This is a genomic window from Nocardioides sp., assembly GCF_964229035.1.
Taxonomy (GTDB): domain Bacteria; phylum Actinomycetota; class Actinomycetes; order Propionibacteriales; family Nocardioidaceae; genus Nocardioides.
The window spans coordinates 67,756-93,568 of sequence record NZ_CAXRAZ010000037.1 but is presented as its reverse complement, the minus strand read 5'-3'; the positions used below and the strand labels follow the sequence as shown (position 1 = coordinate 93,568).

The 25,813-nt window shown below is 73.0% G+C and carries 22 protein-coding genes; 4 read left to right on the top strand and 18 right to left on the bottom strand.

Annotated features, from left to right (window positions below; all coding sequences use genetic code 11):
• Positions 1 to 59: 59 nt before the first annotated feature.
• The 12 genes from ACERUN_RS11825 to lepA all read right to left on the bottom strand — a co-directional run bounded on the left by ACERUN_RS11825 (position 60) and on the right by lepA (position 11,334).
• Entirely contained in the window at positions 60 to 344 is a 285-nt protein-coding gene (locus ACERUN_RS11825) for a DUF6752 domain-containing protein (RefSeq protein WP_370290173.1), read from the bottom strand.
• Positions 341 to 1,975, bottom strand: coding sequence for a methyltransferase domain-containing protein (locus tag ACERUN_RS11820; RefSeq protein WP_370290172.1), 1,635 nt, complete (start codon positions 1,973 to 1,975; stop codon positions 341 to 343). The genes ACERUN_RS11825 and ACERUN_RS11820 overlap by 4 nt, the downstream gene beginning before the upstream one ends.
• A complete protein-coding gene (locus ACERUN_RS11815) occupies positions 1,972 to 2,397 on the bottom strand; it encodes an adenylyltransferase/cytidyltransferase family protein (protein WP_370290171.1) in 426 nt (141 codons plus the stop codon). The genes ACERUN_RS11820 and ACERUN_RS11815 overlap by 4 nt, the downstream gene beginning before the upstream one ends.
• A 100-nt stretch (positions 2,398 to 2,497) precedes the next feature.
• Entirely contained in the window at positions 2,498 to 3,721 is a 1,224-nt protein-coding gene (gene hemW / locus ACERUN_RS11810; RefSeq protein ID WP_370290169.1) for a radical SAM family heme chaperone HemW, read from the bottom strand.
• A gap of 73 nt (positions 3,722 to 3,794) precedes the next feature.
• A complete protein-coding gene (locus ACERUN_RS11805; RefSeq protein WP_370290168.1) occupies positions 3,795 to 5,618 on the bottom strand; it encodes a long-chain fatty acid--CoA ligase in 1,824 nt (607 codons plus the stop codon).
• 43 nt (positions 5,619 to 5,661) lie between these two features.
• Positions 5,662 to 6,375 carry an MOSC domain-containing protein gene (locus tag ACERUN_RS11800; RefSeq protein WP_370290167.1) on the bottom strand — a complete coding sequence of 238 codons (714 nt, stop codon included), beginning with the start codon at positions 6,373 to 6,375 and terminating at the stop codon, positions 5,662 to 5,664.
• A 44-nt stretch (positions 6,376 to 6,419) separates the two neighbouring features.
• Entirely contained in the window at positions 6,420 to 7,343 is a 924-nt protein-coding gene (locus ACERUN_RS11795) for an aminoglycoside phosphotransferase family protein (RefSeq protein ID WP_370290166.1), read from the bottom strand.
• A 25-nt stretch (positions 7,344 to 7,368) separates the two neighbouring features.
• Positions 7,369 to 7,686 (bottom strand): hypothetical protein, encoded by a 318-nt coding sequence (locus tag ACERUN_RS11790; protein ID WP_370290165.1) that lies wholly within the window; start codon positions 7,684 to 7,686, stop codon positions 7,369 to 7,371.
• A complete protein-coding gene (locus tag ACERUN_RS11785) occupies positions 7,683 to 8,093 on the bottom strand; it encodes a hypothetical protein (RefSeq protein WP_370290163.1) in 411 nt (136 codons plus the stop codon). The genes ACERUN_RS11790 and ACERUN_RS11785 overlap by 4 nt, the downstream gene beginning before the upstream one ends.
• Positions 8,090 to 8,821, bottom strand: coding sequence for a hypothetical protein (locus ACERUN_RS11780; protein ID WP_370290162.1), 732 nt, complete (start codon positions 8,819 to 8,821; stop codon positions 8,090 to 8,092). Before ACERUN_RS11780 ends, ACERUN_RS11785 begins: the two co-directional genes overlap by 4 nt.
• Positions 8,814 to 9,401 carry a hypothetical protein gene (locus tag ACERUN_RS11775; protein ID WP_370290161.1) on the bottom strand — a complete coding sequence of 196 codons (588 nt, stop codon included), beginning with the start codon at positions 9,399 to 9,401 and terminating at the stop codon, positions 8,814 to 8,816. Before ACERUN_RS11775 ends, ACERUN_RS11780 begins: the two co-directional genes overlap by 8 nt.
• Positions 9,402 to 9,453: 52 nt before the next feature.
• Positions 9,454 to 11,334: a translation elongation factor 4 gene (gene lepA, locus ACERUN_RS11770; RefSeq protein WP_370290159.1), complete on the bottom strand. Its 1,881-nt coding sequence runs from the start codon at positions 11,332 to 11,334 to the stop codon at positions 9,454 to 9,456.
• Positions 11,335 to 11,448: 114 nt separating this feature from the next.
• On the opposite strand from lepA, the gene ACERUN_RS11765 reads away from it, so the two are divergent.
• The 3 genes from ACERUN_RS11765 (at position 11,449) to rpsT (ending at position 14,442) form a co-directional block, all read left to right on the top strand.
• Entirely contained in the window at positions 11,449 to 13,071 is a 1,623-nt protein-coding gene (locus tag ACERUN_RS11765; RefSeq protein WP_370290156.1) for an alkaline phosphatase, read from the top strand.
• Between the two features lie 19 nt (positions 13,072 to 13,090).
• Complete coding sequence (locus ACERUN_RS11760) at positions 13,091 to 14,014, top strand: hypothetical protein (RefSeq protein ID WP_370290154.1); 924 nt, start codon at positions 13,091 to 13,093, stop codon at positions 14,012 to 14,014.
• Between the two features lie 167 nt (positions 14,015 to 14,181).
• Positions 14,182 to 14,442 (top strand): 30S ribosomal protein S20, encoded by a 261-nt coding sequence (gene rpsT, locus ACERUN_RS11755; protein ID WP_370290153.1) that lies wholly within the window; start codon positions 14,182 to 14,184, stop codon positions 14,440 to 14,442.
• 109 nt (positions 14,443 to 14,551) lie between these two features.
• Here the strand turns inward: rpsT and holA are convergent, their stop codons facing one another.
• From holA to ACERUN_RS11725, 6 genes are all read right to left on the bottom strand, one after another.
• Complete coding sequence (gene holA, locus ACERUN_RS11750; RefSeq protein WP_370290152.1) at positions 14,552 to 15,523, bottom strand: DNA polymerase III subunit delta; 972 nt, start codon at positions 15,521 to 15,523, stop codon at positions 14,552 to 14,554.
• Positions 15,524 to 15,570: 47 nt separating this feature from the next.
• Positions 15,571 to 17,979 (bottom strand): ComEC/Rec2 family competence protein, encoded by a 2,409-nt coding sequence (locus ACERUN_RS11745; RefSeq protein WP_370290151.1) that lies wholly within the window; start codon positions 17,977 to 17,979, stop codon positions 15,571 to 15,573.
• A gap of 4 nt (positions 17,980 to 17,983) precedes the next feature.
• Positions 17,984 to 19,087: a helix-hairpin-helix domain-containing protein gene (locus tag ACERUN_RS11740; protein ID WP_370290150.1), complete on the bottom strand. Its 1,104-nt coding sequence runs from the start codon at positions 19,085 to 19,087 to the stop codon at positions 17,984 to 17,986.
• A gap of 167 nt (positions 19,088 to 19,254) precedes the next feature.
• Positions 19,255 to 20,250 (bottom strand): DegV family protein, encoded by a 996-nt coding sequence (locus tag ACERUN_RS11735; protein ID WP_370290149.1) that lies wholly within the window; start codon positions 20,248 to 20,250, stop codon positions 19,255 to 19,257.
• A gap of 13 nt (positions 20,251 to 20,263) precedes the next feature.
• Positions 20,264 to 22,741, bottom strand: a complete 2,478-nt coding sequence (leuS, locus tag ACERUN_RS11730; protein WP_370290148.1) for a leucine--tRNA ligase — start codon at positions 22,739 to 22,741, stop codon at positions 20,264 to 20,266.
• Between the two features lie 227 nt (positions 22,742 to 22,968).
• Positions 22,969 to 24,750, bottom strand: a complete 1,782-nt coding sequence (locus ACERUN_RS11725; RefSeq protein ID WP_370290147.1) for an ABC transporter ATP-binding protein — start codon at positions 24,748 to 24,750, stop codon at positions 22,969 to 22,971.
• A gap of 205 nt (positions 24,751 to 24,955) precedes the next feature.
• Between ACERUN_RS11725 and ACERUN_RS11720 the strand changes: the two genes are divergently transcribed.
• The gene (locus tag ACERUN_RS11720; RefSeq protein WP_370290146.1) at positions 24,956 to 25,717 is read left to right on the top strand and encodes an SDR family NAD(P)-dependent oxidoreductase; all 762 of its coding nucleotides are present in this window, start codon (positions 24,956 to 24,958) and stop codon (positions 25,715 to 25,717) included.
• Positions 25,718 to 25,813 lie beyond the last annotated feature (96 nt).

Below are 25,813 nucleotides of genomic sequence, written 5' to 3'. Positions count from 1 at the left end.
GGTTCGTCTGATCGGCCCCCTCGCCCGGACGGCCGGGCGCGAGCGGCGAGCGGCGGGGCTCACAGACCCTGGCGGTACTTCTCCAGGACCTCCTCGACGCGCGCGGTGTCGCGGGCCTCGAGGGGCACGAGCAGCTCGACGACGAGGTCGGTGAGCTCGGCGATGCGGCGGTTGAGCTGACGGTTCTCCTGCACCTCGGCCTCCAGCGCGCGCACGCGTGCGCGCAGGGTGCGGGCCTCGCCGACCGCAGGGTTCTCGCCCCCCTGGATGCGGTGGACCACCGACTCCGGCAGGTGCTCCTTGGCGAAGCGCCGCAGGCGGCCCTCGTGCTCGCTGCTCGTCATGCTCGCTCCTCGCTGGGGCTGGGATCGGTGGGGGGTGGTGCCGCGGGGACGGGATGTTCGGCGGCGGGAGGCGCGACGAGCCTCGCGCCGGGAGCCGGCGGCCAGGCGGCACGAATGCGGCACACGGCCGGATCGGGGTGCCCGAGCATGTCGTGACCGGGCCGCACCTCGAGGTGCTCGACGACACCGCCCGTGCGCTCGATCGCGGCGCGGACGTCGTCGGGGTCGAGGCGTCGCACCAGCGGCGCCAGCTCGTCGTCCACGGCGCGGGCGGTGGGGGTCCGGGCCGCGAACTCCAGGAACAGGCGGCCGCCGCCGGGGCGCAGGGCGAGGCGGGCCAGGCGCCAGAACTGCTCGGTGGCCTCCTCCTCGAGGCAGCCGAGGAGGTCGCGGGCGTAGAGGTGGTGCGGGTCGCGGGCGAGCTGGGTTCCCCACGTGAGGGTCGAGCGCAGCTCGCCCAGGATGATCTGCTCGGCGGCGAGCTGCACCTTGGCCCGGCGGGCGCGACGCCGGACGAGGGCGACCGAGCCGCGCGAGTGGTCGAGCGCCAGCACGCGCCGCCCGCTCCGGGCGAAGCCGATGGCGTCGCGCCCGGTGCCGGAGCCGATGTCGACGACCGGGAGGTCGCCGAGCTGCGGCTCGACCCACTGCGCGAACGGCGACGGGGTCTGCTCGACGCGGAGCACGCCCGGCGGGGCGAAGAACTCCGTCCAGCTGCCCATGTCGGTGCGCCAGCCGCGCAGCCAGCCGTCGAGGCGGCGCACGCCGTCGACCGGATCGGCGTAGCGGAACGACGGGTCGGGAGTGCGCCAGTTCGGCCCGTAGAGGAAGGCGAGCATCGCCTCGGGGTCGCGCGGGGCCGGGAACTCGTGGCCGTGCAGTTCGATGGTCGAGAACGGCACGATCGCCTCGCGCGGCAGGTGACCGCTGCGGTTGCCCAGCTGGTAGAAGGTGCCGCCGAGGTGGAAGGCGACGAAGACGTCGATGTGGCACACCCCGCCGTCGCTCAGCGGGAGGAGCAGCTTGACGTCGCCGCCCGACATCCGGAGCACGTTCCAGCCGCGCGCACGCATGGCACGCGTGATGCGGTACGACTCGGCGATGATGTCGGCCGGCTGGTCGTGCGGCGAGAGGTAGCACAGGTCGGTGTCGGAGTCGTGGGCCAGCATGCGGCCCTCACGGATGGCGCCGAGCAGTGCGCCGTAGTTGAGGTAGGCGGCCACCCCGGCGTGCTCGTGGAGGTCGTCGATGGCCCGACGCGTACCCGCCAGGATCTCCTCGCGGATGGCCTCGTCGGTGTCGGCGAATGACCGGGTCAGGTGACCGACCTTGTCGACGCTCAGGCGTCGCCCGCGCCGGTCGACGATCTCGAGCGGGCCGTCACCGCCGCCGAGCACCACCTCGTCGTCGTGGACGACGAGATCCCCCTCGACCGTGGCCACGCGCACGCGCCCGGTGCCCACCAGGTGGGGCCGGAGCACCTCGGGCCAGGGCACCAGGACGCCGCCGGAGGCCGGGCGGCCGTCACGGTCGGGCGTGGTGGACCAGACGTAGTACCCGCCGATCTCGACGAGCAGCGGGCGATCGCCCGCCGGCACCAGCAGCCCGTCGTCGGAGACGACGTCGCTCACGAGACCCCGCGGGTGCCGAGCGCCTCGCGCAGCGCCGTCGACGAGGTCTGGATCGTGTAGGGGAAGTAGACGACCTCCACACCCACGGCGGCCATCTCGGCCTCCAGCCGATCGCCCTTCGCGGTGCCCTTCCAGTCGTCGCCTTTGAACACCCGGTGGAAGCCGATCTCGCGCCACGAGTCGGTCTTCGAGGTGGTGCGCTCGGCGTAGACCCGGTCGACGATGCCGATCGCCTCGACGATCTCGAGCCGCTCGACCAGCGGCACCGTGGGCTGCACGCCCTTGGTCTGCAGGCAGACCTCGTCGGCGACCACGCCGGCGACGAGGATGTCGCAGTGCGGGCGGGCCTGGCGCAGCGCGTTGAGGTGCCCCACGTGGAAGAGGTCGTAGACACCCGGGACGTAGCCGATGACCTGGCCCACGCCTGCCTCCTCCGTGCTCGAACCGAAACCCCAGTAGCGGGCCTACCTTAGAAGAAACTCCAGGTGAATGCCGAAAGGACGTCCCGCACCGAGGGACGCGTCACGGCACCAGCGCGCGGACGACGGCGTCGGCCAGCAGTCGACCGCGCAGCGTGAGCACGAGCGGCCCACCGGGTGTCGTCGGCTCCACGAGGCCGTCGTCGACCAGTCGGGGGACCTGCGCCTCGGCACCCGGGAGGCGGTCGAGCAACTCCGCCGGGAGCCCCGTGCGCAGGCGCGACTCGAGGAGCACGCGCTCGACGAGGCGGGTCTCGTCGTCGAGCACCTCGCGCGCCAGCGCCGGGCTGGTGCCTCCGGCCAGCCGGTCGGCGTAGGCGACCGGGTGCTTGACGTTCCACCAGCGCACGCCGCCGACGTGGCCGTGCGCGCCCGGGCCGAGCCCCCACCAGTCACCACCCGTCCAGTAGCCGATGTTGTGGCGGCAGCGGGCGGCGTCGTCCACGGCCCAGTTGCTGACCTCGTACCAGTCGAGGCCGGCTGCGGTGAGCGCCTCGTCGACCTGGAGGTACTTGTCGGCGAGGTCGTCGTCGTCGGGGGCGGGCACCTCGCCGCGACGCACCTGGCGGGCCAGGGCGGTGCCGTCCTCGACGATGAGGGCGTAGGCCGACACGTGGTCGGGGCCGCAGGCCAGCGCGGCCGCGATCGTGGCCGCCCAATCGGCGCCGCTCTCCCCCGGCGTGCCGTAGATCAGGTCGAGGCTCACCTGCTCGAAGCCGGCCGCGCGGGCCGCCTCGACCACGCGCGGCACCCGCTCGGGGTCGTGGGTGCGGTCGAGGGTGGCGAGCACGTGCGGCACGGCCGACTGCATGCCGAAGGAGATGCGGGTGAAGCCGGCCTCGCGCAGGCGGGCCAGCGAGGCGTCGTCCACGGAGTCGGGGTTGGCCTCGGTGGTGACCTCGGCGTCCGCGCTCAGGCCGAAGGCCTCGCGCACGCCGCCGAGCATGCGGGCGAGGTGGTCGGGCGGCAGCAGGGTCGGCGTGCCGCCGCCGACGAAGACGGTGGCGACCGTGGGCGCCTCGGAGCCGAGCACACGCCGCGCGAGGTCGATCTCGGCCATCACCTGGTCGGCGTAGGAGGCGCGGGAGACGCCGAGACCGAGCTCGTCGGCGGTGTAGGTGTTGAAGTCGCAGTAGCCGCAGCGCACCCTGCAGAACGGCACGTGCAGGTAGACGCCGAACGGGCGCGCGCCCAGCTCGGCCAGGGCCGAGGACGGCAACGCCCCGTCGGCGGGTGCGGGATCCCCCTCGGGCAGCGCGGACGGCACCTCACCATCCTCGCAGCCGCAGGGTCCGCGCCGACGGGGCGGGCCGTGCTGCTCGTGCCAGATCGCAGCTGGCTCAGCTGTAGAAGCTGTCGATGAGCTCCTTGTTGTTGGATTCCACGACGTTGCGCTTGACCTTCATCGACGGCGTGAGCTCACCCGACTCGATGCTGAGGTCGTGGTCGAGCAGCTGCCACTTCTTGATGGTCTCCCACCGGTTGAGCTGCCCGTTGAGCTCGTCGACGTAACCGCCGACCATCTCGAGGACGGCAGGGTCGCGCACCAGGTCGGTGTAGGACGCGCCGGCCTTGCCATTCTCGGCCGCCCATCCCGCGATGGCGTCGGGGTCGAGGGTGATGAGCGCCGAGACGAAGTTGCGCTCGGCGCCGAACACCATGAACTGGCTGACGTAGGGGCACAGGACCTTGAACTTGGCCTCGATCGCCGGCGGGGCGATGTACTTGCCGCCCGAGGTCTTGAAGAGCTCCTTGATGCGGCCGGTGATGGTGAGGAAGCCGTCGGCGTCGAGCTCGCCCTTGTCGCCGGTGCGCAGCCAGCCGTCCTCGGTGAAGGCCTCGGCGGTGGCGTCGGGTCGGTTGTGGTAACCGGCCATGACGTGCGGACCCTTGAGCTGCACCTCCCCACCGTCGCCGATGCGCACCTCGGTGCCCGGCATCGGCAGGCCCACGGTGCCGAGCTTGTAGGCGTCGGGGTGGTTGACCGTGGCACCGGCGGAGTTCTCCGTCATGCCGTAGCCCTCGATGATGAGCAGGCCGGCGGCGTGGAACCAGCGGGCGATGTCGGCGTTGAGGGCCGCGGAGCCGGAGATGAAGAACTTGATCCGGCCGCCGAAGCGGTCGCGCACCTTGCTGAAGACCAGCTTGTCGAACAGGCCGTGCTGCAGCTTGAGAGGCAGCGGCACCGACTTGCCGGCGAGGGTGAGCTCGTCGACCTTGGTGCCCACGGCGAAGGCCTGGTTGAAGATCTTCTCCTTCAGGCCGCCCTCGGAGGCCGTCATCGTGACGATGCGGGCGTAGGCCTTCTCGAAGATGCGCGGCGCGGCACCCATGAAGGTGGGCTTCACGATCGCGACGTTGTCGATGATCTTGTCGACGCGGCCGTCGATCGCCGTGGCGAAACCGCAGGCGAGCTGCGTGGAGAGCAGCACCTTGCCGAACGAGTGTGCCATCGGCAGCCAGAGGAACTGCAGGTCGTCCTCGTTGAGGATGCCCTGGGCCTTGATGGCGGCGCCCTCGAAGACCCACCCGCGGTGCAGCGTGCGCACGCCCTTCGGCTTGCCGGTGGTGCCCGAGGTGTAGATGAGGGTGCAGAGCTGGTCCTGCTGGATCTGCTTGGCGACGTCCTCGATGGCACCGGGGTGCTCGCCGAGGTAGGTCTCGCCCAGGGCGGCGAGGTCGTCGAGAGAGATCACCCAGTCGCCGTCGGCCAGCGAGGCGTCGAAGGTGACGACCTTGCTCAGCTCGGGCAGCTGGTCGCGGAACTCCTGCAGCTTGGCGAGCTGCTCGGCGTCCTCGGCGAAGACGATGCGGCTCTCGGAGTCGCCCAGGATGTAGGCGGTGTCGGCTCCCCCGGTGGTCGGGTAGACCGTGGTGGTGGCGCCTCCGGCGCACACGACCGCGAGGTCGGCGATGATCCACTCGTAGCGCGTGCCCGAGGCGATGCCGACGCGCTGCTCCTGCTGCAGACCGAGCGCGAGGAGGCCCGCGGCGAGCTCGCGGACGCGATCGCCCGCCTGCCGCCACGTCACCGATTCCCATGCTTCACCGCGTGGGTAGCGGAAGGCTTCGCGTGGACCGCTCGCCTCGACCCGCTCCCAGAATGCGATGGCGAAGTTCTGGGGAAGGTTGGTGAGGAAACTGGTGTCGTGATTGATGGGCATGGCACTCCTGCCTGCTCGTCCGAGACCGACTGGTGCCCGTAACTTAGATCACGCCTGGTGACGGCGGTAGCAACGTCCCCGTCTCCAAGACGAAACGATCGACTTTCTGCTGGATCTTGGGCGGGAGTCCCGCCACCTCCCGCAGGCTGAGCAGCTGCGAACGGTCGGTGTGCAGGGCCACGAACATCTGGTGCACGGTGACCCCGTGGCCCGGCGTGTGCACCACCTCGAGGCCGTCGCCCACACCCACCGTGCCGGTCTCGAGCACCCGGAAGTAGGGGCCGGGGCGGGCCACCTCGGTGAACCTCCTCACGAAGCCGCGGGTGCGGTAGCCGCTCACGCCCATCCAAGCCCTGAAGTCGTTGCAGGGCGTGCGCACGCTGGCGACCTCGAGCAGCGCGCCGTCCTCGGGATCGCCCTCGGCGGGGACGACGCGCAGGTGCGCGCCGACCTCGAGCGCGTTGAGGTCGAGCCCGGCCGTGGTGAGGTTCTCGCCGAAGGTGCCGGGCTCGATCGGCTCCCCGAGCTCGGCCTCCCAGAACGCGAGGTCCTCCTGCGCGTAGGCGTACACGGCCTGGTGGACGCCGCCGTGGTGGCGGGTGTCGGCGATCTCGTCGCCCTCGAGCCCCAGCTCGCCCACGCGCACCCGCCCCGGGGCGGGGCGCTTGTCGATCGCGGTGCGGCCGGCGGCGTCCCACTCGACCTCGGCGATGCGACCGGTGTTGACGCTGACGATCCGGGGGCCGGTGGCGCTCATGGGCCCATCCTCGCAGCCGCCGGTGGGCGTCGCGGGCGAGCGCGTCAGTCCTGCACGGCCTTGGCGATGGCGACGCAGGTGGTGAGCCACAGATCCTGACGGGCGGTGAGCGGGATCGAGCCGCCCTCCAGGCCACCGAGCCCGGCGATCACGGCGCGGAGGACGGCCCAGTCGCGGGCCCTGTCCTCGTCGAGCCCGGCGGCGTCGACGACGGCGTGGAAGCGCCGCCGCAGCCCGTCGCGGACGTCACCCGCCAGTTCGTCGAAGCGGTGCCAGAGCAAGGGTGCCGGCTCGAAGTGCGGATCGCCCGCCAGCGGTCGGGGGTCGATCGCGAGCCACTGACCCTCGTCGTGAGGATCCCCCTGGGCCAGCACGTTGCCGTAGTGCAGGTCGCCGTGGAGCAGGTGGGCGTCGGTGGCGGGATCGGTGGCGAACGCCTCCGCGACGTGGGCGGCCTGCTCGACCAGCCGCGGCGGGAGGGGCGTCGACCGCGGCAGCTCGCGCAGGCGCGCGGCCCACCGGCCGCATAGGTGGGAGAGGCGTCGCAGCCGGGGCGGGGGCGCGATGTGGAGGTCGGCGTAGAGCGCGCCGACGGCCTCGCAGGCGGCGACGTCCCACTCGTCGGTGAGATCGCGCTCCTCCAGCCGCTCGAGCAGCAGCGCGCCGCGCCGCGGGGCGGCCCGCAGAAGCGCCACCGAGCCCCGACCCTGCCAGTGCTGCAGCGCGAGCGCCTCGTGCTCGGAGCCCTCGTCGAGGTAGCCGAGCTTCAACGCGGCCGCGGTGCCGTCATCGGTGAGCACCGGGACGACGACCGCGAAACGCCCGTGCGTCGGCGCGCCGTCCACCCGCAGGCGCCATTCGGCGATCAGGCCGGCGAGGGTGCGCGGCGCCTGCTCGACGAACTCCGCCCACTGCGGCCCGCGGTCGGCGAACCCGGCGAAGCCCACGGGAAGGGCCACGGGCGACATGGAGCCCAATCTAGGCCGACGCCGTTCAGTACCAGCCGGCCCACCACGGCAGGCACACCGAGAGGACGGCGGCGACGAGACCGCCCCCCATCAGCGGTGCGCGGCTGAAGGCCCACCCTCGGGCCACGAGCAGCCAGGCAGGAGGGAGCACGACGACGGCCAGCCAGCCGCCGTGGAAGCTGGCCGCGACACTGAGGTAGAGGTACACCGCCCACAGCACGAGGATCGCGGCGAGGCCGCCGGCCACGTTGATGCCGGAGGCGGGGATGCGTCGGAACTCCGCCCGCCACGCCCGTCCGAGGGCACCGAGGTCGGTGATCGGCGGCAGGGGTGGCCTGCTCACCGGCCACGCACCGATGGGTCCGGTGGCCCGGCCGCGTCACCCTCGGGCGCGTCGGGCGCGGCGTGGGAGCGCCGCCACTCCTCCCCGGCACGTCCCACGGTCTCGCGCAGTGCGAGCGCCTCGGGCGAGGTGTCGCGCGCACGGAAGACGTCGGCCCAGCTGGCGTCGCCCTCATCGACCCGGACGGCGATGCGCCGCATCTGCTCGCCGAGCTCGCCCGACCGGGCGCGGGTCTGGAGGGTTCTCAGCGCCTCGTCGCGCTCGGATCTGGTGCGCAACCTCTCGCGCGCCGCCGACTCCCGGATCTCACGCGCCTGCTGCACGTAGGCGGCAGACGCCTGACGTGCCCTGGCGGTGCTCGTGCGCAGCTGGGCGAGAAGCTGGGTGAGGTCGCCCGGGTCGCTCACAGCGTGCCCGTGACGTCGTCGATGTCACGCCCGGGACCGGCGTTCGTCGCTGCGGCGAGGCCGGCGAAGACCGCCTCGATGATCTTCAGGGCGCCGCTGATCTCGGCCAGTTTGCCGATGACCTCGGGGATCAGCTGGTCGAGCCCCCTGATCAGGCCGATGGCGTCCTCGATGTAGCGGATGATCTTGCGGATCGTGTCGCCTCCGCTCGCGACCTCCTTCAGCCAACCGACCCCACCGGCGACCAGCTTGAGCGCGAGGTCGTCGATCAGGCTCAGCAACGAGGCCAGCGCCTGGCAGCAGGCCTCGACAGCGTTGAGGATGCACTCGAGGCAGGCGGCGCCGAGCTCCATGACCTCGCGCTGGACGTCGAAGCCCTGGCCCATCCGCAGGATCCGGTGGGCGGCAGAGGCGGCCGCGTCGCCCTCCCACACGCTCGGAAGCGCTTGGCTGAGCGCACCGTAGTTGCCAGCCACGTCGCCCATCGCCGCGCTGGCGGCTCGCCACACGTCCTGGAGCGCCTCGACGCCCGCGAAGTCGCCGGAGATCGGGTCGAAGATCATCGCGATCAGGTCGTAGGAGGTGAACTTCCGCACGATCCAGTCGAGCCCCTGGATGATCCCCCCACAGTCGTCGCGGAGATCCTCGACGAGGCTCCCGCTTCCCTTGTCGACCGCGACGAGGCGGCTCTGGGGGTCGAGCAGGTCGAGCAGGAGGGCGTCACTCATCGTGATCCTCCAGGTACTCGTCGATCTCCCCCTGGGTGCCGAGACCGTCGAGGATGCGTCCGGTGTGGTTGCGGATGCCGGCCGCGGCGTCGGCGGCGTCGATCAGGCCGGCCGCGGACTTCGGCCCGACATCGCGCCGGTGCTTGGGCGCTGGATCGGGCTCGGGCTCGGCGCTGCCGATCTTGAGGTACGACCCGGCGGTTCCGACCGACGGAGGGATGAGGTCCTCCTGCGCCTCGGTGAGCTTGATCATCTTCTGGGTGACCCGCACGTCGATGGCACGCAGATCGTCCTCGGCGTCCTTGATGCGCTCGACGATGCGCACCGAACTCGACCGCGCCGCCGAGACGGACGCGAAGATGTCGTCGGTGGCGGCGTCGTAGGAACCCGAGAAGGCCGACAGGATCCCCTTGTCGAAGCAGGAACTCTCGTAGGCGCCTGCCGCGCGCAGGTAATCGTCAACCGCGCTGACGGCTGCCGACTGATCGCGCAGCAGTGCTCGCACCGCTTTCATGCCCGCGTAGGACACGCTGACCTGTTCTCCCATGGACTTCCCCTCACGACTGCTGTCCGCGAGCATCTCCGACCAGCGCGCAGCGAAACCCGAGACGTGGAGGTATCCGGCCGCCGATCTACTTCTTCGGCTTGTCGCCCGCCGGGCCGGTGGTGGCCAGCGCCGCCACGAAGGCCTCCTGGGGCACCTCCACGCGACCGACCATCTTCATGCGCTTCTTGCCCTCCTTCTGCTTCTCGAGCAGCTTGCGCTTGCGGCTGATGTCGCCGCCGTAGCACTTGGCGAGGACGTCCTTGCGGATCGCGCGGATGTTCTCGCGAGCGATGACACGGGCGCCGATGGCGGCCTGGATGGGCACCTCGAACTGCTGGCGCGGGATGAGCTCCTTGAGCTTGGAGGCCATCATCACGCCGTAGTTGTAGGCGGCCTCCTTGTGCACGATCGCACTGAAGGCGTCGACCGCCTCGCCCTGCAGCAGGATGTCGACCTTGACGAGGTCGGAGGCCTGGTCGCCGGCGAACTCGTAGTTCAGCGAGGCGTAGCCCTTGGTCTTGGACTTGAGCTGGTCGAAGAAGTCGAAGGCGATCTCACCCATCGGCAGGGTGTAGCGCATCTCGACGCGGTCCTCGGAGAGGTAGTCCATGCCCTGCAGGTTGCCGCGCTTGTTCTGGCACAGCTCCATGATCGTGCCGATGTAGTCCGAGGGGCTCAGGATCGTTGCGTTGACGACCGGCTCGCGCACCTCGGCGATCTTGCCGTCGGGGTACTCGCTCGGGTTCGTGACCGTGAGGCGGCTCTTGTCCTCCATCACGACCTCGTAGACCACGTTGGGAGCGGTGGAGATGAGGTCGAGGTTGAACTCGCGCTCGAGGCGCTCGCGGGTGATCTCCATGTGGAGCAGGCCGAGGAAGCCGCAGCGGAACCCGAAGCCCAGCGCGCCCGAGGTCTCGGGCTCGTAGGTGAGCGAGGCGTCGTTGAGCTGGAGCTTCTCCAGCGCGTCGCGCAGCTCGGGGTACTGGTCGCCGTCGATCGGGTAGAGGCCCGCGTAGACCATCGGGTTGGGGTGCTCGTAGCCGCCGAGCGCCTCGGTGGCGCCGTTGTGCTGACTGGTGACCGTGTCGCCGACGCGCGACTGGCGCACGTCCTTCACGCCGGTGATGAGGTAGCCGGTCTCCCCCACGCCGAGCTCGCCGGCCTTGAGCGGCTCGGGGCTGATCACGCCGACCTCGAGCATCTCGTGCACGGCACCGCTCGACATCATCTTGATGCGGTCGCGGTGGGTGAGCTTGCCGTCGACGACGCGGACGTAGGTGACCACGCCGCGGTAGGTGTCGTAGACGGAGTCGAAGATCAGCGCGCGCGCCGGGGCGTCGGGGTCGCCCACGGGGGCGGGGGTCTGCTTGACGATCTCGTTGAGCAGCTTCTCGACGCCCACACCGGTCTTGGCCGAGGTGAGCAGCACGTCCTCGGGCTCGCAGCCCACGAGGTTGGCGAGCTCGAGCGCGTACTTCTCGACGTTCGCGCTCGGCAGGTCGATCTTGTTGAGCACCGGGATGATGTGGAGGTCGGCGCCCATCGCGAGGTAGAGGTTGGCCAGGGTCTGCGCCTCGATGCCCTGGGCCGCGTCCACGAGCAGGATGGCGGCCTCGCAGGCCTGGAGCGAGCGCGAGACCTCGTAGGTGAAGTCGACGTGGCCCGGGGTGTCGATCATGTTGAGGATGTAGGTGCCCGGCTCGGCGCCCTCCTCGTTGCCGTCCGCGACGGTCCACGGCATGCGCACGGCCTGCGACTTGATGGTGATGCCGCGCTCCCGCTCGATGTCCATCCGGTCGAGGTACTGCGCGCGGGCGGCCCGTTCGTCGACGACGCCCGTGAGCTGCAGCATGCGGTCGGCCAGCGTGGACTTGCCGTGGTCGATGTGCGCGATGATGCAGAAGTTGCGGATGATCGCGGGGTCGGTGCGTCCCGGCTGCGGGATGCTCGTGGGTGCGGTCGCCATGGTGCGCCCATTCTCCCAGAGCGGCCCAGGTTCACCGAACCGTCGTCCGCGCTTCGCCGGCGCCTCTCCCGGCCGATGCCGTGACGTTCGCTCGCGGAAGGCAGCGTCGCGGCCATGGACTCGGCCATCCCCTCCTCGGTGACCCCTCCCCCCGACCCGTCCGCCGCCTCCCCCGCGCTCGACCGGCGTCGCCTGCTGCAGGGCGCAGCGGGGCTCGGCGCCGGCGCAGCCGCCGTCGGGATCGCCGGTGCCGGCGCCGCCACCGGTTCCCCGCTCCTCGTGCACCGCGACCGACCGCTCCTGCCGTCCGGGGTGCAGTCCGGGGACGTCCGCACGGGCGCAGCCACCCTGTGGGCTCGCAGCGACCGTCCCGCCCGCCTGATCGCCGAGATCAGCCGCGACCCGCGCTTCCGACGCAGCCGCACCGTTCCCGGGCCGGTGGTGGGTCCCGACTCCGACTTCACCGGCCGCATCGACCTGCGGGGTCTGCCCGACGGGATCGACCTGCACTACCGCGTGCGCGCCGTCGACCTGCACCACCACCGCGCCGTCAGCGCTCCCGCCGCCGGCCGCCTGCGCACCGCCCCGGCTCGCGGGCAGGACGTGCGCTTCCTGTGGTCCGGCGACATCGCCGGCCAGGGGTGGGGGGTCAATCCCGAGCTGGGTGGGTTCCGCATCGCCGACGCCATGCGCGCGCGGTGTCCCGACTTCTTCCTCTGCAGCGGCGACACCGTGTACGCCGACGGGCCGGTGAGCGAGACCGTCGCTCTGCCCGACGGGCGCACCTGGCGCAACCTCGTCACACCCGAGAAGTCCAAGGTCGCCGAGACCCTGGCGGAGTTCCGCGGGCAGTACCGCTACAACCTGCTCGCCGACAACTGGCGCGCCTTCCTCGCCGAGACCTCGCAGGTCAACCAGTGGGACGACCACGAGGTCACCAACAACTGGTACCCCGGCGAGATCCTGGACGACGCGCGCTACAGCGAGAAGCGCGTCGACGTGCTGGCAGCCCGTGCCCGGCGGGCCTTCCACGAGTACGTGCCCGCCTCGGCCACCTCCCCCGACCCCGAGGGGCGGATCTACCGCGTCATCCACCACGGCCCGCACCTCGACCTGTTCGTGCTCGACATGCGCTCGCACAAGGACCCGAACACCGCGAACACCGAGCCGGCGTCGTCCGCCGACGGAGGGGTGCTCGGACGACGCCAGACGGCCTGGCTCGTCGAGGCGCTGAAGCGCTCGCGCGCGACCTGGAAGGTGATCGCGGCCGACCTGCCGATCGGCCTCGTGGTGCCCGACGGCTCGGCCCAGGAGGGGCTCGCGCAGGGTGACCCCGGACTGCCGCTGGGGCGCGAGGCCGACATCGCGGTGGTGCTGCGCGAGATCGCCCGCGCGGGCATCCGCAACCACGTGTGGCTGACCGCCGACGTCCACTACACCGCCGCGCACCACTACGCGCCCGAGCGGGCGGCCTTCACCGACTTCGAGCCCTTCTGGGAGTTCGTGTCGGGCCCGCTCAACGCCGGGGCCTTCGGGCCGAACGCCCTCGACGGCACCTTCGGCCCGCGCGCCGACTTCGTCGCCGCTCCCCCGCGCGCGAACACCTCGCCGGCGGAGGGCAGCCAGTTCTTCGGCGAGGTCGAGATCGACGGACGCAGCCTGGCATTGACCGTGACGCTGCGCGGCGTGGACGGCGACACGCTGTACGTGCGCCGCTTGGAGGCCGCACGCCGCTGAGCGGGCGATGATGGGCGGTGTGCTGCTGACGACGATCCCGCACGGACGCACGGCCCGGCGGGTCGAGTGGGTCCACCTCCCCCCGACGGTGCGCCGCCGCGTCGAGCAGCACGCCGGCTCGCCCGTGGTGGCGGCGGAATCGGCCGGCGGCGGGTTCACGCCCGGCTTCGCCTCCGTGCTCACCTTCGCCGACGGCTCGCGCCATTTCGTCAAGGCGGCTGGCGTGCGAGCCCAACGGGCCTTCGCCACCGCCTACCGCGAGGAGGCGCGGGTGCTCGCGGCCCTGCCCGGCGACCTGCCGGTGCCGCAGCTGCGCTGGGCTGAGGAGATCGACGGCTGGTTCGCGATGGGCCTCGAGCACGTGGACGCCGCACTGCCGGCGCGCCCGTGGGGTCGGGCCGACCTGCGCCGCAGCAGCGACCTGCTGGTCGCACTCGCCGCTCGCCTGACCCCGGCCCCCTCGCTCGGCGTGCCCGCCCTGATGGGCGAGCTCGCCGGCTGGCCCGGGCTGTGGGACCGCATCGACCGGCCGCGGGCCGACGAGCTCGGTGCGCTCGCGGCGCGGGCTCCGCAGGTGCTGGTCGGCGAGACCCTCGTGCACACCGACGTGCGCGACGACAACCTGCTGCTCGCCGCCGACGGCCGCGCGTGGCTGTGCGACTGGAAGGGCCCGCTCGTCGGCCCCGCCTGGCTCGACTCGCTGTGGCTGCTCACGGGCCCGCGCGGCGACGGGATCGACGTCGAGGCGCACCTGGCCGCCCACCCCCTGCTCTCCGCCGTCGACCCCGACGACGTCGACACCGCGCTCGCCCTCCTGCTCGGCTACCTGTGCGTGGCCGCGGACCAGCCGGTGCCGTCGTCCTCGCCGCACCTGCGCCGCGACCAGGCGTGGCAGCGCGACGTGCTGGCGGGCTGGATCGCCGAGCGCCGCGGGTGGTCGTGAGGCCCGCGGCCCGATTTTGGGCGCTCGTCGGCCGCTGTTAGCCTTGCTCGTCGCGTCTTCTGCGTTCCGCCCTGCCCGCACCCTGTGCGCGTGCGTCGGCGCGGAACACCAGGCGATGCGCTCCGGACCAGACCAGACACCCCATCACACGTAAGGCGTTCACACCCGTGGCGAACATCAAGAGCCAGATCAAGCGCAACAAGCAGAACGAGAAGCGCCACGAGCGCAACAAGGCCGTCAAGACCGGCCTCAAGAGCAGCATCCGCAAGTTCCGCGAGGCCGCCGAGGCCGGCGACAAGGAGACCGCGATCGCCCTGGCCCGCGAGGCCGGCCGCAAGCTCGACAAGGCCGCCTCCAAGGGCGTCATCCACAAGAACCAGGCGGCGAACCGCAAGTCGTCGATCGCCAAGCGCGCTGCCGCTCTCTGAGCCGGCGCCGCTCTGGCTCCGGTCCGGAGCCACGCAGCATCGAGGGAGTCCCCGGGATCCGGGGGCTCCCTCCTGCGTTTTCCCCCGCCTCGGGGGCGGGACGCGGTCGTCAGCCGCGGCGCAGCGCGGTGACCGTGAGCACCAGGCGCTCGAGGGCGTACGAGGCATCGCCCGCCGCGCCCTTGATGTCGGCGTCGGCCTGGGCCACCGCGCGGATCGCTCGCGCCAGACCCGCCTCGTCCCAGCCGCGGGCCTGATCGCGCAGGGTGCGCAGCTTCCACGGCGGCACGCCGACCTCACGGGCCAGGTCGGCGTCGCGCAGGCCGCGGGGGGCACCGACCAGCCGGGCGAGACCGCGGGCGCTGCCGGCGAAGGCCGAGGTGACCAGCACGGCCGCGGTGCCGGCGTCGAGCGCCCAGCGCAGCTCCTCCAGCGCCACCCGGTCGCGACCGGCGAAGGCGGCGTCGGCCACCGCGAAGGACTTCGCCTCGGCGCGGCCGCCGAAGTAGCGGCGCACCTGCGACTCGCTGATGCGCTCGCCGGGGAAGTCGCTGGTGAGCTGGTGGGCGGCGCCGGCCAGCGAGCGCAGGTCGCGCCCGATCGCCTCCACGAGGACGTCGGCGGCCTCCCGCTCGATCGTGGCGCCGAGCCGCTTGACCTCCGCGGCGACGAAGCTCGGGAACTCCGAGGGCTTCAGCTCCTCGGACTTGTGCTCGGTGACCGTGCCCAGCTTGCGCAGCTTGCCGAGGACGCCGCTGCCCTTGGGCCCGCCGCCGTGCACGAGCACCAGCGCCACGTCGTCCACGGGGGCGGCGGCGTAGCCGAGCAGGCCCTCGACCGACTCGTCGGGGAGGTTCTCGAGGTTGCGCACGACCACGCAGCGCACGGAGGAGAACAGCGACGGCGCCGCCATCTCACCGAGGGTGGCGAGGGTGAGGTCGGCGGCAGAGGCATCGGCCATCTCGGCCTCGGCGTCGTGGGCGCGCACGGCTGCCCGCACGTCGGCGACCACCCGGGCGCCGAGGTACTCCTCCTTGCCCGTGACCAGCGTGACCCGCCCCATCACGTCCTGCGCCCGCATGGCGCCAGCCTCGCACACACCTCCGACGGACCGATCGCCGAGACGGCTCACCCACCGGTGGCAGCGTGGGGCGGGCCGTCGTCGCTCGGCACGATCGCGATCGGCCCGTCGGTGTCGGTGCGCAGCACCTGCGAGCCGTTGCGGCGCAGGATATCGAGGATGCGCCCCGACGGGTGGCCGTAGTCGTTGTCGGCGCCCACCGAGACGAGCACGAGCTCGGCGCGCAGCGAGGTGAGCCAGCCGACGTCCTGGTGGCTGCTGCCGTGGTGCGGGAGCTTGAGGACGTCGACGTCGAGTCCCGGCAGCAACCGGGCGAGGTCGGCCTGGCCCGGCGGCTCGACGTCGCCGGTGAGCAGCACCCGCACACCGCGGTTCTCGGCGAGGAGGACGACGCTCGCGTCGTTGGCGGAGCTGCCGTCGCCGGCCCCCGGAACGGGAACGGCGAGGTCGGGATGGAGCACCTGCAGGGTGAGGTCGCCGAGGCGGCGCGTGCGACCGAACGGCGCGATCGTGAGCCGCACGCCGGTCCGGCCGAGCTCCTCGCGCACGCGCTCGACTCCCCCGGGCGGGTCGAGCACGGCGGTCGACTCGACCGCGCCGACCCGCCGACCGCGCAGCACGCCGGCGATGCCGTTGACGTGGTCGGCGTGGAAGTGGGTGAGCACCAGCAGGGGCACCCGGGTGACGCCGAGCCGCTTCAGGCAGGAGTCGACGGCATCGGGGTCGGGGCCAGCGTCCACGACCACCGCCTCGCCGGGCGCGGTGGCGAGCACCAGCGCGTCCCCCTGGCCGACGTCGCACATCGCCGCCACCCACCCGGCCGGCGGCCATCCGCCGCCGCTGCCGGGCAGACCGCGTCCGGGGAGGCCCAGGATCACCGCCCCGAGGACGACGCCCAGCGCGATGCCCAGCGAGCGTCGACCGAGCAGTCGCGGCAGCACCGCGGCGATACCGAGGCAGATCACGGTGAGCACCGCGACCGCGAGCACGCCGGTGCCCCACGGCAGCGCGGCCTGCGGCAGGTCGGCACCGCGGCGGGCGACGGCGATGATCCAGCCGACGCACCAGCCGGCGAGCGTGCCGAGCAGGCGACCGGCCGGCGCACAGACCAGGGTGGTGAGGCCGCCGAGCAGCCCCAGCACCGTGGCCGGGCCGACGAACGGGCCGGCCAGCAGGTTGGCGGCGATCGCCACCAGGCTGACCTGCCCCGAGAGTCCCGCGACAATGGGCGTGCAGGCGAGTTGAGCCGCGGTGGGCACGGCGATCGCCTCGGCGGCGCCGTGCGGCAGCCAGCGCGCCAGCCGCTCGGTGAGCGGAGGGCCGAGGAGCACGATGCCGGCGGTGGCGAGCACCGACAGCGCGAAGCCGGCCGACAGGGCCAGCGGCGGATCGAGCAGCACGAGGACGACGACCGCCGCCCCCAGCGCCCGCAGACCCCGCCGCCGACCGTCGGGCCCGAACGCGAACAGGCCGACCACGCCCATGGCCGCCGCGCGCAGCACGCTCGGCTCGGTGCGCGCCAGCAGCACGAACGCGACGATGCCGAGCAGCCCGACGACGGTGAGCCAGTGCCGCCGGACGCCGACGCGCCGCGCGAGGAGCAGCAGCGCGCCGACCACGAGCGTGAGGTTCGTGCCGCTCACGGCCGTGAGGTGGGTCAGCCCCGTCGTGGCGAAGTCGGCCTGCAGCTCGTCGTCGAGTCCGGCGTCGTCGCCGTCGACGAGGGCCGGCACGAGGCCGGCCTGGTCGGGCGGTCGGTGCGCCACCGACTCGCGGATCGCTGCGCGCACCGCCCCGGCCCCGCGCCACCACAGATCGGGGCGGGCGATGCGCTGCGGCGCCCGGGCGTTGGTGAGCAGGGCGGCGGTGGTGTCGTCGTCCGACGGGGCGAGCCGGCCCTGGGCCCTCACCTGCTCCCCCAGCTGCGTGTGCGACCACTCCCGCGAACCGAGGACCACGACGGCCGCACCGAGGCGCCGGTGGACCCCGCGCGCGAGCACCTCGTGCACCCGCACCCGCACCACGACCTGGTCGCCGAACGGCCCACGGCTCACGCGGGGGTCGGACACGACGGTGGCGATGACGTCGACCACCGCCCGCTCGGCGGCCACCTCGGCCAGCGGGCCCGCGCGCACGCTGTGCCCGCGCACCTCGGCGAGGCCGAGGGCCGCGGTCGCGAGCACCGCCGCCGCGAGGACGAGCCGTGCGCCGGCCCGCCGACGCCGGCCCGTCGTGGCGGCAGCAGCGACGAGGAGACCAATCGCGAGGGAGGCGGTGAGCACCGTGGCACCTCGGCCGCTGAGACCGCCGGCCACCGCACCCAGCCAGGCCGCGAGGGCGAGCAGCGGCAGGCGCGCGTCGTGCGGGCGCGCCGGGGCAGCCGGCTCGACACCGGGGCGATCGGCGGACTGCTCGGACCGCGCTGCCTCCGCTGCTTCCCGGGAGGCGGGGGCCACGGCCTCAGACCGTCAGGTGCGGCGCGAGGCGGGCGAGGGTCTTGTCGCCGATGCCGTCGACCTCGAGCAGCTCCTCGAGGCGGCTGAACCCACCGTGCTGGTCGCGCCACGCCAGGATCGCCGTGGCGGTGACCGGCCCGACCCCCGGCAGACCCTCGAGCTCGGCCTGGGTGGCGGAGTTGAGGTTGACGAGCGGACCGGTCGCGCCGGGCGCGCCGGGCGTTGCACCCACTCCACCGGAGCCCGCGGCCGCCCGGGGTGGTGCGACGCCGACGACGATCTGCTCGCCGTCGACGAGGACGCGCGCGAGGTTGAGCGGCGTCAGGTCGACGCCGCTGCGGGCGCCGCCTGCGGCCTTCAGTGCGTCGGTCACCCGCGCTCCCGCGTCGAGGACGACGATGCCCGGGCGCCGCACCTTGCCGGCCACGTCGACCGTGACCGACCCGCCGCCTGCCGCCGACGGCGACGTCGCGGGCCGGGCGGCACCACCCGCGGATGACGCGGGAGCCGGGGCCGCAGTGCTGTCGAGGCCGCTCACGAGGGCGGGCGCGCTGCTGGCCTCCCCGGCCATGGGGCGAGCGAGCTCGACGGAGGGGCGATCGCGCAGCACCCACCAGCCGGTGACCGCCGCGGCCAGCACCACCGCGATCGCGACCACGGCGAGATGGGGGCCGCCGATGCCGGGCAGGCGCCGCGACGTCAGCGGCTCCAGCGCGGCCGCCACCCGGCGCCGCGGCTCCTCGGCCGCGCGGCGAGCAGCGTGGCGGCCGGGACGCGGCAGCTCGGCGACGCGGTCCGGACTCGTCGCCGACGCCGGCGCCGTGCGCGGCGGACCGGGCAGGCCCGGGGCCTGGGTCGGCAGGGGAAGCGGTGGCGGCAGGTCGGCCTCGACCCGCTGCACGACGCAGGTGTGGTCGACCCACCAGGGCTCGTGCACCGTGTCGGCGTCGCCGTGATCCGGCGCCGCCGGCTCGTCGACCGGCGGCGGAGCGGCTCGCAGGGTGTCGAGATCGGCGGCGATGAGCGCCAGGCGCCGACGAGCCAGCTCGGCGCGCGAGCCGGACCCGCCGTGGTCGGCGGCATCCGCGGAGGTCCGTCGCAGAGGCATGCGAGCACGCTAGGCCGATCGCGCGACGTCGCGCGGGCGTCGTCCTCGCGCCTGTGGACGACGCACCGCCGAACGGCCGCCTGTGGACGCCGACCGGCGCCTCGGCCTCCGATCGCGGAAGCGCGCCGGCACCGCCCACAGGCCCGGCGAGCAGTGGCAGCCGCCGGTCAGAAGTCGTCGACGGGGGCGAGGCAGATCGCGAGCATGCCGGGGCCGACGTGGGCGCCGAGCACGCCGCCGAGCTCGAGCAGGCGCACGCCGCCGACGTCGCTCGGCAGCGCCTCCTGCTGCTCATCGTCCTCCGCGGCGGGAGGGGGCGGCACGTCGTCCAGCCCGATGCGCGGCGGGACGATGCGGCCGGCGAAGCGCACGGCGAGCTGCTCGGCGAGTCGCAGGGCTCGATCGGGGGCGGCGAGGTGGGCCACGCACACCTCGAGCGGACCGTGACCGGCGGCCTCGCCAGCCAGCGACTCGAGGCGGGCGAGGGCCTTGGCGGTGGTGCGCACCTTCTCGCGGGGCGCGACGCGGCCGTTGTCGATGGTGAGCAGCGGCTTGACCGCGAGGGCCCCGCCGAACACCGCCGCCGCGGCGCCCACGCGGCCGCCGCGGCGGAGGTACTCCAGGGTGTCGACGTAGAACAGCGAGGTGGAGGCGGCGGCGCGCTCGCGGGCGACCTCGCGGGCGGCGGCGACGTCGGCGCCGTCGCGCAGGGCCATCAGCGCCGACTCGACGGCGTAGCCGGTGGCCACGCCCACCTGGCGGGTGTCGAGGCAGGTGACCGGCACGTCGACCTGGCGCGAGGCGACCAGCGCCGACTCGAAGGTGCCGCTCATCTCCCCCGACAGGTGCACGGCGAGGATCTCGTCCACGCCCTCGGCGGCCAGGCGCCGGTAGAGCTCGGCGAAGACCGCGGGCGCCGGGCGCGAGGTGCTCACCGAGCGCTTGGCCTTGAGCGCGGCGGCCACGCGAGCCGGGGTGACCTCAGGGTCGCCCTCGTCGTGGACGACGTCGTCCACGACGACCTGGAGCGGCACCACCACGACGTCCGGAAGGGCGGCGACCTCCGGGCGCAGCAGCGCGGTGGAATCGGTGACGAGCGCGACCCGGGGGCCGGCGGGACGCGCGTCCGCACGCCCTCCGGTGCGCCCACCCCTGCCGCGCATCACCGACCTCCGATCAGACCACGATGTTGACGAGCTTGGGCGCGCGCACGATCACCTTGCGCACCGCTCGGCCGTCGATCGCCTTGACGACGCCGGCGTCGGCCAGGGCCAACGCCTCGAGGTCGGCCTCGGCGATGTCGGGGGCCACCTCGAGGCGGGCCTTCACCTTGCCCTGGATCTGCACGATCGCGGTGACGGTGTCGTCGACGAGCAGCGCGGGGTCGACCTCGGGCCACCCGGCCTGCGCCACCGACGGCTCGTGGCCGAGGCGCTCCCACATCTCCTCGGCCGTGTAGGGCGCCACCAGCGACAGCAGGATCGCCACCGCCTCGGCCGCCTCGCGCACCGCGGGGTCGGCCGGCCCGCAGCCGGAGTCGATGGCCTTGCGGGTGGCGTTGACCAGCTCCATCGTGCGGGCCACGACCACGTTGAAGCGGTAGGACTCCAGCAGCTGGGCGGCCTCGTCGAGCGTCTTGTGGGTGACCTTGCGCAGCGCGACGTCGCCGCCGGCGGGGTCGGTGCCGGCGGCCGAGGTGACGTCGCCGGCCAGGCGCCAGGCGCGCTGCAGGAACCGCAGCGAACCGGCAGGCGAGACGTCGGCCCAGTCGACGTTGTCCTCCGGCGGGGAGGCGAAGACGAGCGTGAGGCGCACGGCGTCCACGCCGAACTCCTCGAGCTGGGCGCCCAGCGGCACGCCGTTGCCCAGCGACTTGCTCATCTTGCGGCCGTTGTTGATCACCTTGCCCTGCGAGAGGTAGGCGGAGAACGGCTCGTCCCAGGTGATCAGGCCGAGGTCGCGCAGCACCTTGGTGAAGAAGCGCGCGTAGAGCAGGTGCAGCACCGCGTGCTCGTCGCCGCCGATGTAGAGGTCGATCGGCCCCCACGCCTCGGCCAGCGCGGGGTCGAAGGCCTGCGTGGCGTCGTGGGGCGAGAGGTAGCGGAAGAAGTACCAGGACGAGTCGACGAAGGTGTCCATCGTGTCGGTGTCGCGCTCGGCCGGACCACCGCAGGTCGGGCAGGCGACCTCGACCCACTCGCGGGCGGCGCCCAGCGGCGAGGTGCCCTTGGGCTTGAGGTCGGCGCCGCGCAGCTCGGGCAGCTCGACGGGGAGCTGGTCCTCGGGCACCGGCACCTCGCCGTCCACCGGGCAGTGGATGATCGGGATGGGCGCGCCCCAGTAGCGCTGGCGCGAGAGCAGCCAGTCGCGCAGGCGGACGTTCACGGTGCCGGTGCCGCGACCGTCGCGCTCCAGCAGCTCGACCGCGGCGCGGATGCCCTCGGCCTTGTCGCTGAGGCCGGTGAGCGGGCCGGAGTCGACGTAGGTGCCGGCGCCGGTGGTGGCCACGCCCGACACTGCCGGGTCGTCCTCGCCGGTGTCGACGACGCGGCGGACCGGCAGGTCCATCGCCTTCGCGAAGTCGATGTCGCGCTGGTCGTGGGCGGGTACGGCCATGATCGCGCCGGTGCCGTAGTCGGCCAGCACGTAGTCGGAGGCCCACACCGGGATGCGCTCGCCGGTGACCGGGTTGGTGGCGTGGACGCCGAGGAAGACACCGGTCTTCGGCCGGTCGGTGGCCAGGCGGTCGATGTCGGAGGCCTTGCGCACGCTGTCGAGGTAGGCCTCCAGCGCGGGGCGCTGCTCGTCGCTCACGAGCGCGTCGGCCAGCTTCGCGTCAGCGGCCACGACCATGAACGTGGCACCCCACAGCGTGTCGGGGCGGGTGGTGAACACGGTGACGGGGTCGTGCCCCTCGATCTCGAAGGTCACGTGCGCACCCTCGGAGCGGCCGATCCAGTTGCGCTGGGCGTTGACGACCTTGTCGATCCACGTCGGCTGCAGGTCGTCCAGGCAGTCGTAGAGCTCCTGGGCGTAGGCGGTGGTGCGGAAGTACCACTGGGTCAGCTCGCGCTTGGTGACCTCGGCGCCGCAGCGCTCGCACGTGCCGTCGGCCAGCACCTGCTCGTTGGCCAGCACGGTCTGGTCCTGCGGGCACCAGTTGACCGGACTGTTCTTTCGGTAGGCCAGCCCCTGCTCGCGGAACTTCAGGAACAGCCACTGGGTCCAGCGGTAGTACTCCGGGTCGGAGGTGTGCAGGCGGCGCGACCAGTCGAAGCTGACGCCGTAGCGGCGCATGGAGTCGAACTGCGTGGCGATGTTGTCGTAGGTGTAGGCCGCGGGGTGCGAGTCGTTCTTGATCGCGGCGTTCTCGGCCGGCAGACCGAAGGAGTCCCAGCCCATCGGGTTGAGCACCTCGTGGCCGCGCAGGCGCCAGTAGCGCGAGATGACGTCGTGGATCGCGAACACCTCGGCGTGGCCCATGTGCAGGTCGCCGCTGGGGTAGGGGAACATCGTGAGCGCGTACTTCTTCGAGCGCTCCCCCGAGGTCACCGCCTCGTCGTCGGCCCGGAACGGGTCGATGCGGTCCCACACCGGGAGCCACTTCTCCTCCACGGCGTGGACGTCGTAGTGGACCTCGTTGTCGCTGCTCATGCTCGTCTCTTCCTCGTGTCCTGGTGTGCGGCGATCCCTGCTGCCGCCTGGTCTGCTCGCCGCGGGCGCTGCGACCGGGCCCCGGACATGACAAAGCCCCTCGCAGGGAGGGGCTGCCGCGTCGGGGCTCCGGTCACCGACGCGGCTGGATAAGGAGCAGGCTCATCCGCACGCTCCGCATCCTACTCGCACGAAGGGGTGCGCCTCTCCGCCCGTCGCGCGGCCGGTCAGGCGGGGGCGGCCTCGCCGGTCTGGACCCGCCACAGCGCGGCGTAGGCGCCGTCGGCGGCCACCAGCTCGTCGTGCGTGCCAGCCTCGGCGACGCGTCCGTCGTCCAGGACCCAGATGCGGTGGGCGTGACGGACGGTGGACAGGCGGTGGGCCACCACGATCGTGGTGCACCGCTGCCCGACCTCGCGCAGCGAGCGCTGGATGGCCGCCTCGGTCTCGTTGTCGACCGCGCTGGTGGCCTCGTCGAGCACCAGCACCGCCGGCTCGCGCAGGAGCGCGCGGGCCAGGGCGAGGCGCTGGCGCTGGCCGCCCGAGAGCGTGATGCCGCGCTCCCCCACCACCGTGTCGTAGCCGTGCTCGAGGCGCTCGATGAAGTCGGCGGCCGCCGCGGCGCGGGCGGCGGCGACGACCTGCTCGCGGGTGGCGCCCGGCAGGCCGTAGGCGATGTTGTCGGCGATCGTGCCGGCGAAGAGGTAGACGTCCTGCGCGACGTAGCCCAGCGAGCCGCGCAGGGAGTCCCAGTCGAGCTCGCGCACGTCGACGTCGTCCAGGAGCACGTGGCCGGTGCGGGGGTCGTCGAAGCGCAGCACGAGGCGCAGCAGGCTCGACTTGCCGGCACCGGTGGGCCCCACGACGGCGTGGGTCTCGCCGGCCGGCACGACCAGGTCGATGTCGTGCAGCACGGCCGGCCCGTCGGCGTAGCCGGCGGTCACCCCGCGCAGCTCGACCCGCCCGCGCACCGGTGCCGGCAGGCGCGTGGCGCCGGCGGGCACGGTGACGGGCGTGGCGAGCAGGGCGAGGATGCGGGCGGTGGAGGCGCGCCCGCGCTGGTAGAGGTCGAGCACCTCGGCGACCTCGGTGAGCGGCCACAGCAGGCGCTGGGTCATGAACACCAGCACCGAGTAGAGGCCGACCTCGAGGCGGCCGTCGAGCGTGGCCCAGCCGCCGAGGAGCAGGGTGCAGGTGAAGCCGGCCAGGATCGCCATGCGCACCAGCGGCACGAACGCGGCCGAGGAGCGGATGGCGCGCAGGTTGGCCTCGCGATAGGCCGTGGACGCCGCCTCCACCCGCTCGCGCTCGCGCGTCTCGGCGGTGAAGGCCTTGATGGTGGCGATGCCGCCGAGGTTGGCGCTGAGCACCGCCGCGAGGTCGGCCACCCGCTCGCGCACCGTGTCGTAGAGCGGCTCGAGACGCCGCTGGAAGACCAGCGAGCCGACGACGATCACCGGGATCGGCGCGAAGGCGTAGAGGGTGAGCTCGAGCGAGGCGACGGCGAACACCGCCCCCACGAGGACGACGTTCAGCACGGTCTGCACGATGGCCGGGATGCCGACGTCGAGCAGCCGCTCGAGCTGGTTGACGTCGTCGTTGAGGGTGGCGAGCGTGGCTCCCTGCGGCCGCGACTCGTGCCACGAGAGGTCGAGGTGCTGCGCGTGGTCGTAGGCCTCGACCCGCAGGTCGTGCTCGATGCCCTGCGCCAGGCCGCGCCACAGCACGCCCGCGACGTACTCGCTCAGCGACTCGACCACCCACACCGCGAGGTTGATCGCCGCCAGCCAGCCGAGCTGGGCGTAGCGCGACTCCACGCCGAGCACGTCGGCCACGAAGGACGCGTCGCCGCGCACCACCACGTCGACCGCAGCGCCGATCAGCAGCTCCGGCACGACGTCGGCCACCTTGTTGACCACCGAGGCCGTCATCGCCAGGGCGAACCGCGCCCGGTAGCGGCGGTAGCGCTGCCACAGCGCGCTCAGCGGGCGGGCGGGTGCGGCGTCCACACGGGCTCCTGTTCGGGCTGGGGCGGGTCGTCGCGAGGTGCCGCCGATCGCCAAGTGAGGTGAACCTTACTCGGCCTCGAGGGGGCGGTGATGCGAGGGCGCCGATTGGTGGGAAACCGCAACGAATCCGGGGTGGATGTTGCGGTTTGGCGCCAAAACGCATCACCGCAGCGACCGCGCGACCCCGTCGGCTAGGTTGCGAGCCATGTCACTCAACGAGATGTTCCGCCTCGACGGCAAGGTCGCCATCGTCACCGGTGCGAGCTCGGGGCTCGGCGTCCACTTCGCGCAGGCGCTGGCCGAGGCGGGCGCCGACGTGGCCCTGGGGGCCCGGCGCGCGGAGCGGCTCGCCGACACCGCCCGCCTGGTGGAGGCCGCCGGACGACGGGTGGTCACCGTGGCCACCGACGTCGCCGACCCGGCGTCCTGCCAGGCCCTCGTAGACGCAGCAGTCGAGCAGCTCGGGCGCGTCGACGTGCTCGTCAACAACGCCGGCATCGGTACAGCCGTGCCGGCCACCCGGGAGACGCCGGAGCAGTTCCGCGAGGTGATCGACATCAACCTCAACGGCAGCTACTGGATGGCGCAGGCGTGCGGGCGCGTGATGGGCCCGGGTTCCTCGATCATCAACATCTCCTCCGTGCTGGGCCTCACGACCGCGGGCCTCCCCCAGGCCGCGTACGCGGCGTCGAAGGCGGCGGTCATCGGCCTGACCCGCGACCTCGCGCAGCAGTGGACGGGGCGCAAGGGCATCCGCGTCAACGCGATCGCGCCGGGCTTCTTCACCTCCGAGATGACCGAGCAGTACCCGCCGGGCTACCTCGAGTCGCAGCAGGCCCGCATCCCCGCCGGGCGCAAGGGCGATCCGCGCGAGCTGGCCGCCACGCTGGTCTTCCTCGCCTCCGACGCGGGCGGCTACATCACCGGTCAGACGATCGCCGTCGACGGCGGCATGACCATCACCTGAGTCGACACGACACCGACACCGACGGCGGGCCCGGGGCACGAGACCCCGAGCCCGCCGTTTGTCGGTCAGCCGCAGGAGCGCCTGCTGGTCCGATGC

Bases quoted from the DNA above. Each gene is read 5' to 3' on its own strand.
- holA (WP_370290152.1), bottom strand. From the start codon at position 15,523: ATGCGGGCGCAGGACGTGATGGGGCGGGTCACGCTGGTCACGGGCAAG.
- ACERUN_RS11720 (WP_370290146.1), top strand. From the start codon at position 24,956: ATGTCACTCAACGAGATGTTCCGCCTCGACGGCAAGGTCGCCATCGTC.
- ACERUN_RS11825 (WP_370290173.1), bottom strand. From the start codon at position 344: ATGACGAGCAGCGAGCACGAGGGCCGCCTGCGGCGCTTCGCCAAGGAG.
- leuS (WP_370290148.1), bottom strand. From the start codon at position 22,741: ATGAGCAGCGACAACGAGGTCCACTACGACGTCCACGCCGTGGAGGAG.
- ACERUN_RS11775 (WP_370290161.1), bottom strand. From the start codon at position 9,401: ATGCTCGCGGACAGCAGTCGTGAGGGGAAGTCCATGGGAGAACAGGTC.
- ACERUN_RS11800 (WP_370290167.1), bottom strand. From the start codon at position 6,375: ATGAGCGCCACCGGCCCCCGGATCGTCAGCGTCAACACCGGTCGCATC.
- ACERUN_RS11735 (WP_370290149.1), bottom strand. From the start codon at position 20,250: ATGCGCGGCAGGGGTGGGCGCACCGGAGGGCGTGCGGACGCGCGTCCC.
- lepA (WP_370290159.1), bottom strand. From the start codon at position 11,334: ATGGCGACCGCACCCACGAGCATCCCGCAGCCGGGACGCACCGACCCC.
- ACERUN_RS11740 (WP_370290150.1), bottom strand. From the start codon at position 19,087: ATGCCTCTGCGACGGACCTCCGCGGATGCCGCCGACCACGGCGGGTCC.
- ACERUN_RS11765 (WP_370290156.1), top strand. From the start codon at position 11,449: ATGGACTCGGCCATCCCCTCCTCGGTGACCCCTCCCCCCGACCCGTCC.
- ACERUN_RS11795 (WP_370290166.1), bottom strand. From the start codon at position 7,343: ATGTCGCCCGTGGCCCTTCCCGTGGGCTTCGCCGGGTTCGCCGACCGC.
- ACERUN_RS11805 (WP_370290168.1), bottom strand. From the start codon at position 5,618: ATGCCCATCAATCACGACACCAGTTTCCTCACCAACCTTCCCCAGAAC.
- ACERUN_RS11780 (WP_370290162.1), bottom strand. From the start codon at position 8,821: ATGAGTGACGCCCTCCTGCTCGACCTGCTCGACCCCCAGAGCCGCCTC.